The 8,290-nt window shown below is 55.7% G+C and carries 7 protein-coding genes; 5 read left to right on the plus strand and 2 right to left on the minus strand.

Annotation, left to right across the window (positions count from 1 at the left end; genetic code table 11):
• Positions 1 to 253: 253 nt before the first annotated feature.
• A complete protein-coding gene (locus AAAB35_RS14915) occupies positions 254 to 898 on the plus strand; it encodes a DUF1254 domain-containing protein (RefSeq protein WP_340669070.1) in 645 nt (214 codons plus the stop codon).
• The gene (locus tag AAAB35_RS14920; RefSeq protein ID WP_340669071.1) at positions 898 to 1,740 is read left to right on the plus strand and encodes a DUF1214 domain-containing protein; all 843 of its coding nucleotides are present in this window, start codon (positions 898 to 900) and stop codon (positions 1,738 to 1,740) included. The genes AAAB35_RS14915 and AAAB35_RS14920 overlap by 1 nt, the downstream gene beginning before the upstream one ends.
• Before the next feature lie 154 nt (positions 1,741 to 1,894).
• Here the strand turns inward: AAAB35_RS14920 and AAAB35_RS14925 are convergent, their stop codons facing one another.
• A complete protein-coding gene (locus AAAB35_RS14925) occupies positions 1,895 to 2,572 on the minus strand; it encodes a glutathione S-transferase family protein (RefSeq protein ID WP_340669072.1) in 678 nt (225 codons plus the stop codon).
• A 298-nt stretch (positions 2,573 to 2,870) separates the two neighbouring features.
• On the opposite strand from AAAB35_RS14925, the gene AAAB35_RS14930 reads away from it, so the two are divergent.
• Positions 2,871 to 4,475, plus strand: coding sequence for an arylsulfatase (locus AAAB35_RS14930; protein WP_340669073.1), 1,605 nt, complete (start codon positions 2,871 to 2,873; stop codon positions 4,473 to 4,475).
• A gap of 273 nt (positions 4,476 to 4,748) precedes the next feature.
• Here AAAB35_RS14930 and AAAB35_RS14935 read toward each other — a convergent pair whose 3' ends face one another.
• Positions 4,749 to 5,645 carry a LysR substrate-binding domain-containing protein gene (locus AAAB35_RS14935; RefSeq protein WP_340669074.1) on the minus strand — a complete coding sequence of 299 codons (897 nt, stop codon included), beginning with the start codon at positions 5,643 to 5,645 and terminating at the stop codon, positions 4,749 to 4,751.
• 141 nt (positions 5,646 to 5,786) lie between these two features.
• On the opposite strand from AAAB35_RS14935, the gene AAAB35_RS14940 reads away from it, so the two are divergent.
• Together AAAB35_RS14940 and AAAB35_RS14945 are read left to right on the plus strand one after the other, a co-directional pair.
• The gene (locus tag AAAB35_RS14940) at positions 5,787 to 7,037 is read left to right on the plus strand and encodes an SRPBCC family protein (protein WP_340669075.1); all 1,251 of its coding nucleotides are present in this window, start codon (positions 5,787 to 5,789) and stop codon (positions 7,035 to 7,037) included.
• Between the two features lie 2 nt (positions 7,038 to 7,039).
• The gene (locus tag AAAB35_RS14945; RefSeq protein ID WP_340669076.1) at positions 7,040 to 8,119 is read left to right on the plus strand and encodes a hybrid-cluster NAD(P)-dependent oxidoreductase; all 1,080 of its coding nucleotides are present in this window, start codon (positions 7,040 to 7,042) and stop codon (positions 8,117 to 8,119) included.
• Positions 8,120 to 8,290: the final 171 nt, after the last annotated feature.

Here is an 8,290-nt window from a genome sequence, read left to right on the forward strand (position 1 = left end):
CCCTTCATGCTCGGAGGTCTCCGGCCACCCGTCACCTCTGATCGATCAAAGCCTCACTGATACCGTCAACCAGGCACACGCCTCAAAGTCCGCGCCCCTCCCGCGCGAGCGGGTTCGTTCTTTGGCCCAGAGTGATCATGCAACCTCAACTTGAACCACATATCCTTGAGGACTGTAACAGTAACGTACTGTCGCCTCACCAAGTTCACGGTCACATTGCGCTTACAATGCACTCTTCGGAGGAATTGAGGCTATGCGACAGTATCGAGCACTCGCTGCGGTTGTTGTCCTTGCGGGAACAGTTTGCCTAAACCTGCCCGCACACGCGCAGGAGCAAAACCCCTACGGTTGGCTCGGCACCGAGACGCTGAAGACACGCTCTGGCGAGTTTGAATTCAAGGGCGGTTACCCGGTTGGCGACGCCGCCGAACGCCTGCTCGACCTGCGCAAGCTCAATCAGGCGATAGAGGTCTATCTCACCCAATTGATGCCCGTCAGCGAGATCGGCCTTCGTGAGGGGCTGCGTGCTTTCGGTGCAAAAAAACCGGCGCAGGTGGTGATCTGGGAAAACCTGATGGATGCCAAAACGGTGTTGCTGACGGCAAACACCGAAACGGTCTATGCTTTGAGTCACCTTGATCTGAAAACCGACGGCCCCACCGTCGTCGAGGCTCCGCCGAAGATGCTAGGGTTTCTTCAGGACGGGCTCGCTACATCGCGGATGTCGGCCCGCTTGGCGACGACAAGGGCAAGGGCGGCAAGTTTCTTGTGCTGCCGCCCGGTTTCAAAGGCAAGGTTCCGAAGGGGTATTTTCGTCAAACGTTCTCCGACATATTCAGTGACGCTCGGGCTGCGCGGCTTTCAGGTCAAAGCAAGACCGATCAGGCTGTTGGGCTGATGAAAGAGATCAAGGTCTATCCGCTTACCAAGGCATCTTCTCCGCCCAAGATGGAGTTCCTCAACGGTTCCAACAAGGACATCAACACGGTGTTCCCTGACAACTTCCAGTTCTTCGAGCTCCTGGCGCAACTGGTTGAGGAAGAACCCGCCGAGAACTTCGGCCCGCTGGAGCGCTCGATGATGATGGCCATTGGCATCGAGAAGGGCAAACCGTTCAATCCCGATGAAAAAACCAAGGCGCTTCTCGCCGAGGCCGCGCGTCTCGGCGGAGCCATGGCGCGGGCCAACACCTTTGCGTCGTCTGCGCCCGGTGTGTTCTATTACCCGGACCGACAGTGGCAAGGCGTTCGGGAAGGCATGACCTACACCTTCAGCAGGGATGGCGCGCCGCAGATCGATGCCCGCAATAATGTCTACTACATGGCAGCAGGCAACTCGCCGGCGATGATGGCCAAGAACGTCGGCGAGGGTTCGCAATATCTGTGGACCTATCGCGACGCCGATGGGAACTTTCTTGATGGAGCAAAGAACTACAAGTTGCACGTCCTTCCCAACATACCGGCCAAAAATTTCTGGTCGGTGGTTGTTTACGATGCGCTCAGCCGCTCGGAGCTGCAAAATGGGCAGCCCATTCCTTCCGTCAGCAGTTACGTGAAGCCTCTAATCAATCCGGATGGGTCCGTTGACATTGCCTTTGGTCCGGATGAACCAAAGGAGAAGGGCAACTGGATAAAAACAGTTCCCGGCAAGGGCTGGTTTCCGATCTTCCGCTTTTATGGTCCTGAAGAGCCCTATTTCGACAAGACGTGGAAGCTGGAAGACATCGCACCCGCCAAGTAAGCGTCAGATTAGGCGCAAAGCGGACAAAGGTATTTAGTTCGGCCCCCTCGTTGAGGAATCTGACGCGCGCAAAGACCCTTTAGGCGGACATTGTAAAACGTTCGGTGCTTCGCCCGAAACAAATACGTTTTTAAGATGTGAGCGCGGGCCGGCGCTAGGTAATGACGCCCGCGGGTTTGTCTTTCATCATCGTTGCATAGGTCGCGGCCATCTGCTCAGTCTCATCTAGATAGGGCGTTGCGCTCGGACGAGATCGAACCAAGGTGTATAGTGTTGCAATTGACGGGAAGCGCTCGCATACGGCCTCACGGTCGAGATACGCAACCCAAAAGCTCAAATAAAAATCTGCAAGAGAGAAGCGGTTGCCCAGAACGTATGGGCCGCTTTTTGCGAGCCTTGCGTTCATGACGTTCAAGCGGCTGAGAACGAGCGTTTTTGCCAGCTCCTGTATTCCGGCGTTATCCTCGCTTCTCAGCGAGAAGCGGTGCGGGAAATGGAAGCGCTTCATATCGGATTGTATGTCAGAGGCGATGTGGAAAACCGCCGAGAGAAACTGCCCCCTGTCCGGATCCGTAAGTTGAGGGGCAAGTTCTCTGAGTTGATGCCTGTCAGCAAGGTATAGCATCAGCGCGGCTACTTCATAGAGTGCGTCCCCCTCAGGAGTAATCAGAACTGGCACCAGGCCAGACGGATTTATGGCGAGAAAGGTTGGGGACCGGTGTTCGCCATTCAGAATGTCTATTTTTCGCAATTCGTACGCTATATTTCCTTCCCCAAGTACCCATTGGACAAGCGGTGCCCGGGTAAAGTCACCCCCATAGAGAATGTACATCGGTTTCTCCTCGTCGTGAGCTATGTGTCTGCAAATAGTGCAGGTATGGTTGCCTTGGCACCTTCTTCTTCGACCTTATGCGATTGTCGATCCGATCGCGCCCTATATGGGAACGTGTGCGTGAAACGAAACGCGCAGACAGCGGCTATTGGCCCAATCGTTCTCTCCCGGCTTCCAATTGATGCCGCGGGGTCGGTTGTAACCGTAACGTACTCCCATCCCAGGCTTTGTTCTGGCTTGATCATGCGAAGCTGCCGGCACGTCAGTGCGTATGTCTTTTTCGGAAGGGAGCACGCAGATGAAACCCAAGAATGGCGAGAACGAGAACAGTGGTCTGAACCGGCGCGACCTGTTGCTCGGCGGAACTGCCCTTGCGGCAGCGTCTGCTGTGCTTACAGCGGCAACGCCAAAGGCACAGGCACAGCAGTCCCAACAATCTGGAGCTGCACAGAACAAGCCCAACATACTTGTAATCATGGGCGACGACATCGGATGGTTCAATCCGAGCATCTATCATCGCGGTATGATGGGCTACCGAACACCGAATATTGACCGCATCGGGAATGAAGGGGCGATGTTCACCGACTGGTACGGCGAGCAAAGCTGTACCGCCGGACGCGCAGCCTTCATCACCGGGCAATCCCCTATTCGGACCGGGTTGACCAAGGTGGGACTTCCAGGCGCTGATGTGGGCATACAGCCCGAAGACCCAAGCGTTGCGGAATTATTGAAACCGCTCGGCTATGCCACCGGGCAATTTGGCAAGAACCATCTTGGCGATAAGGATGAGCACCTGCCGACTAATCATGGCTTCGATGAGTTCTTCGGTAACCTCTATCATTTGAACGCCGAGGAGGAGCCCGAGAATCCTGACTATCCGAAGAACCCGGAATTTCGGAAGCGTTTTGGACCACGGGGCGTCATTCACTCCTTTGCGGACGGAAAGATTGAAGACACGGGAGCTCTCACCCGTAAGCGCATGGAAACAATAGACGAAGAAACATCCGCAGCGGCTATCGATTTCATCGACCGGCAGCACAAGGCCGGCCAACCGTTCTTCTGTTATTTCAACTCGACGAGGATGCACGTCAACACCCATCTCAAGCCGGAGTCTGAAGGAAAGTCGGGCAAGGGCATTTATCCGGACGGGATGGTGGAACACGACGGTCATGTTGGGCTGCTATTGAAGAAACTCGATGACCTCGGCATCGTCGACAATACCATCGTTGTCTACACTAGCGACAACGGCGCGGAGGTCATGACTTGGCCGGACGGCGGCAACACCCCGTTCCGCGGCGAAAAGGCCACGAACTGGGAGGGCGGCTACCGCGTTCCAACGCTAATCAAATGGCCCGGCGTCATCAAGCCTGGCACGATCTACAATGAGGCGTTCTCGCATTACGACCTAATTCCGACGTTCTGTGCGGCGGGCGGCGAACCGGACATCGTCAACAAGTGCCTCCGGGGCTACACTGCAGGCGCAAAGACCTTCAAGGTTCATCTCGACGGCTACAACCTAATGCCGTTTTTCACTGGAAGCGCCGCCGAATCGCCACGCCACGACTTCCTTTATTGGAACGACGACGGCGAACTCGTCGCCGTGCGCGTCCAGGATTGGAAGGTCGTGTTCAAATCGCAGGATCATGAGGGCATCGGTGTGTGGCGGCAGCCATTCACAGACCTCCGGGTGCCGCTTCTCTTCAACTTGAGAGCTGACCCATTCGAGCGGGGCGACACCTCGATTGAATATGAAAAGTGGTTCTTCGATCGAGCTTTTGTCGTCGTTCCTTCGCAGGCGGTAGTGGCAAAGTGGCTGGAGAGTTTTAACGAGTTTCCAATCCGGCAGAAGCCTGCGAGCTTCAACCTTGACAGCGTGATGGAAAAATTGACGCCAAATAACTAGCACGACCGCTTGAATGCATGGCGGCAGCGAAGCGGACGCGCCTTGTTGGAGCGTCTCTTCCATGAAAAGACAGGACGCGCCCGCTCGCTCAAGCCTATGGCGTTGAGATTGCATCGCGCGCGAGTGCTGCTCCTGCAGACCAAGTCACCGCTCATCGAGATAGCCGTCGAGGTCGGCTTTGAAACCGCGGGCACTTCAAATAGCCTTCAAGAAAGCTTACGGTGAGACACAAGGTCCGAGACTAAAGCGCCATAACGAGATGTAAGTTCATACTTACAGATTGCTTGCGATCCATTCGGCCGCAATCTCACGAATGGCCATCCGCTTGGCTCGTTTCGGAACGAGCACATTGTACCGCCCCTCGGGTGTGACAACGAGATCACCCAGGCGAACGAGCGATCCGTCCTGCAGGAAACTATTCACGAGGACATTCCAGCCAAGCATGATTCCCTGACCTGCCCGGGCGGCCTGCAACGCGTCCGCATAATGATTGAATCGCAGGGTCGGCTTCGGAACATGCGCCTTGATGCCAGCGCGCGCGAACCAGTCGCCCCACGAATACCAGGTTCGTTCGGAAACGTCGTTCGCAATCAGCTCCGCATCTGCGTTGTAGAAGTGCGCAACATTATCGAGGCGTTTTGCGTATTCCGGCGAGCAGACAGGAAAGATCGTGTCGGGCCTTGAAGCAATTACGTCTGCATCTTCGAATGGCGGTATTCCAAAGCGGATAGCGACATCGACTTCGCCGGATTCAAGTTGAATGCGAGCATCTTGCGACACCACCCGCATCTGAACCGACGGAAACCGCTGTCGAAATTCGCTCAGTCTCGGCAGGAGCCAGAGGGTGGAAAAAGCAAGCGTGGCGCCGATGGTAACCGTCTCACTTCGATTGCTTGATCTTACAAGGTCGACGCTCTCACTGATTGCCGAAAAACTATTGGCCAAGGACGATGCCAACAAAAGGCAATTCGACGTAGGTTCTATGGACCTGTGTTTGCGCACGAATAATTTCGTTCCGAGTTCCGCTTCGAGCGCGCTTATCTGCCGGCTGACCGCCGACTGCGTCACACTGAGCTCAGCGGCCGCGAGCGTAATGCTCTTGTGCCTCGCCGCAGCTTCAAGCGCGACCAGAGCATTCAGAGATGGAACATTCTTTCGAAAGCCAACCAAGGCGCACCTATTGAAACGACACAGCAATCATCTGTCAGTGTGGAATTTGCATGACATTTTCTCAAGCGAATTTTGAATATTTCTGCCGTTGAAGGTTGTGCAAATCGAGGGGATTATTCTCAAAACCAGGAGAGAACGACCATGCTTCAGACGCGCACTGAGATTTCGACGCTGCTGGACAGTCGTCGCGCGGGATTTTCGCTTCCCGCCGAGTTCTACTCCCGTCAGGATATTTTTGAAGCTGACATGGAAGTGTTTTTCCGTCGCCATTGGATCTGCGTCGGGCTTGAATGCGATGTGCCTGAACCTGGCGATGCGCAAGTCATTGATATCGGACAAACGAGCGTCATTCTCCTGCGCGATGACGATAATAATATACAGGTCGTGCACAACGTTTGCCGCCACCGAGGCTCGCGCCTTCTCGACGCCGGGTCGACGGTGGTTTCAAAACTCGTCTGTCCCTATCACCAGTGGACTTATGAACTGACCGGCGAGCTCATTCATGCCCCGCACATGGGTTCGGATTTCGACCGCTCATGCCACAACCTGAAGCCCGTAAACTTCAGATCGATCGGCGGACTGATCTACGTCTGTCTTTCCGACAACCCGCCAGCAGACGTGCAGCACCTCGCCGAGACAATGGAAGAGCGACTCGCGCCCTACGACATCGGAAACGCCAAGGTGGCGTATCAGTCAGACGTGATCGAAAGGGGCAACTGGAAATTGACGATCGAGAACAATCGCGAGTGTTACCATTGCTCGGCCAATCATCCTGAGCTTTGCGTCTCTTTCATCGACCTCGATTTCGGATTTGACCCTGCGAGTTTGAGTGAGGAGGACCGGGCCGAGGCTGAAGAACACCAGGCCCTTTACGAGGAGCGAACCCGCATTTGGGAAGCCGAGGGCCATAAGTCGGCGGCAGTCGAAGGTGTGCTCAACTGCACGACCAATTTTCGCACGCAACGCCTGATCATCGCCGGGGCAGGTGAATCGCAGACGCCGGATGCCACGGCAGCTTCCAACGTACTTCTCGGGACAATGACGCGAAAGGACCTCGGGGATACGCATCTTTGGGGTCACAATTGTTGGCATCACTTCATGGGGGACCATGCGGTGACGTCGATGATCATTCCCCTGAGCCCCGATACGACGCTCGTCAGGACGACATGGATCGTGCACAGGGAAGCCGTCGAAGGCGTGGATTACGATCTCGAGAAGCTAACCAGCGTGTGGGTTGCCACAACTGAGCAGGATGCGGAACTGGTCGCTCGGGCGCACTCCGGTGTTCTTGATCCCGCCTACGAGCCCGGGCCTTACTCCAGGTTCACCGAACAGCAACTCGATAACTTTGCCACCTGGTACGTCGACCAGATGCGCGAGAACGGATACTGAAGATGCTGTCGCCACTATCGTGCAATGAGGACGGTCTTTATTGGGACCCGGCGCAGAACCAGGAGATGATCTGCGCTGACATTCGGGACGAGACCCATGATGTGAAAACCTTCACCTTTGTGTGCAAGGAGAGGCGTTACTTCAATTTCAGGGCTGGGCAGTATTTCAGCTTTGAAGTTGAAACCGGGGGGATCGTGGAACGACGCTGCTACAGCATATCGTCCTCGCCTTTGCGGCCGAGGTCTATATCAATCACTGTGAAGCGCGTCGAAGGCGGCATCGTGTCGAATTGGCTGCACGATAATCTTGCGCCGGGCATGGAAATTCAGGCGCAAGGTCCGGTTGGGGGCTTTACGATACCCTCCGAGACGGACGGCAAATATTTGTTTCTGTCGGGTGGGTCAGGGATTACGCCGCTCATGTCCATCCTGAGGGCTTATGACGACGCGCATCTGTTTCCTGACATCGTCTTTCTCCACGCGGGAAGGACGCCGCAGGATTTCATTTTCCACGACGAGCTCGAATTCCGCGCCCGGACCATGCGGAATTTTCGTTTGATGCTTTTGCCGGAAAGGATCGGCGGAAAGCCCGGGTTCGTCGGAACCGTTGGGCGGATATCGAAGGAGTATCTCGGTTCTGCCGTTCCCGATCTTGCGGAGCGTTTCACCATGTGCTGCGGACCCGCACCATTTATGGCGGCCGTCCGTGGAATAATGCATGAACTTGGCGCTGATCCAACTCGGTACCTTGAGGAAAGCTTCGATCCTTTGGCCGACGAAACTACAGTCGCCACGGAAAGCATTGGCGAGGCCGTCGTCTCGAAATTCAAGGTAACCTTCGCCCGACAAGCAAAGGCAATCGAGGTTTCTGCAAGCCAATCGATATTGTCGGCGGCAAAAAAATCCGGCGTTCGCCTGCCTTCGTCCTGCGCAAGTGGAATTTGCGGAACGTGCAAGTCGAAGCTGGTCAGCGGCAAGGTCGACATGCAACATGGCGGCGGGATTCGCCAGCGCGAAATCGACGCCGGCATGTTCCTGCCATGCTGCTCGAAGCCACTGACCGACCTGGTTGTGGACCGGTAGCTGCGACTCGCTGCGCTTGAAGAGAGGGTAAATGCAATGACAGACCGCAACGAAGCTCTCCAGTCGTTCGTCGACGCCGCGTGCGCGGCGTATGATGAGTTTGCGCGAGGACCGGAGTCGCGCCTTTCCATTCAGAAGATATTCTCGGCACTAGAATCACCCGGTGCGGAG

The organism is Phyllobacterium sp., assembly GCF_037994425.1.
Classification (GTDB): Bacteria; Pseudomonadota; Alphaproteobacteria; order Rhizobiales; family Rhizobiaceae; genus Phyllobacterium.

Excerpts from the sequence above, each read along its gene's own strand:
- AAAB35_RS14915 (WP_340669070.1), top strand. The coding sequence starts at position 254 with ATGCGACAGTATCGAGCACTCGCTGCGGTTGTTGTCCTTGCGGGAACA.
- AAAB35_RS14920 (WP_340669071.1), top strand. The coding sequence starts at position 898 with ATGAAAGAGATCAAGGTCTATCCGCTTACCAAGGCATCTTCTCCGCCC.
- AAAB35_RS14925 (WP_340669072.1), bottom strand. The coding sequence starts at position 2,572 with ATGTACATTCTCTATGGGGGTGACTTTACCCGGGCACCGCTTGTCCAA.
- AAAB35_RS14930 (WP_340669073.1), top strand. The coding sequence starts at position 2,871 with ATGAAACCCAAGAATGGCGAGAACGAGAACAGTGGTCTGAACCGGCGC.
- AAAB35_RS14940 (WP_340669075.1), top strand. The coding sequence starts at position 5,787 with ATGCTTCAGACGCGCACTGAGATTTCGACGCTGCTGGACAGTCGTCGC.
- AAAB35_RS14945 (WP_340669076.1), top strand. The coding sequence starts at position 7,040 with ATGCTGTCGCCACTATCGTGCAATGAGGACGGTCTTTATTGGGACCCG.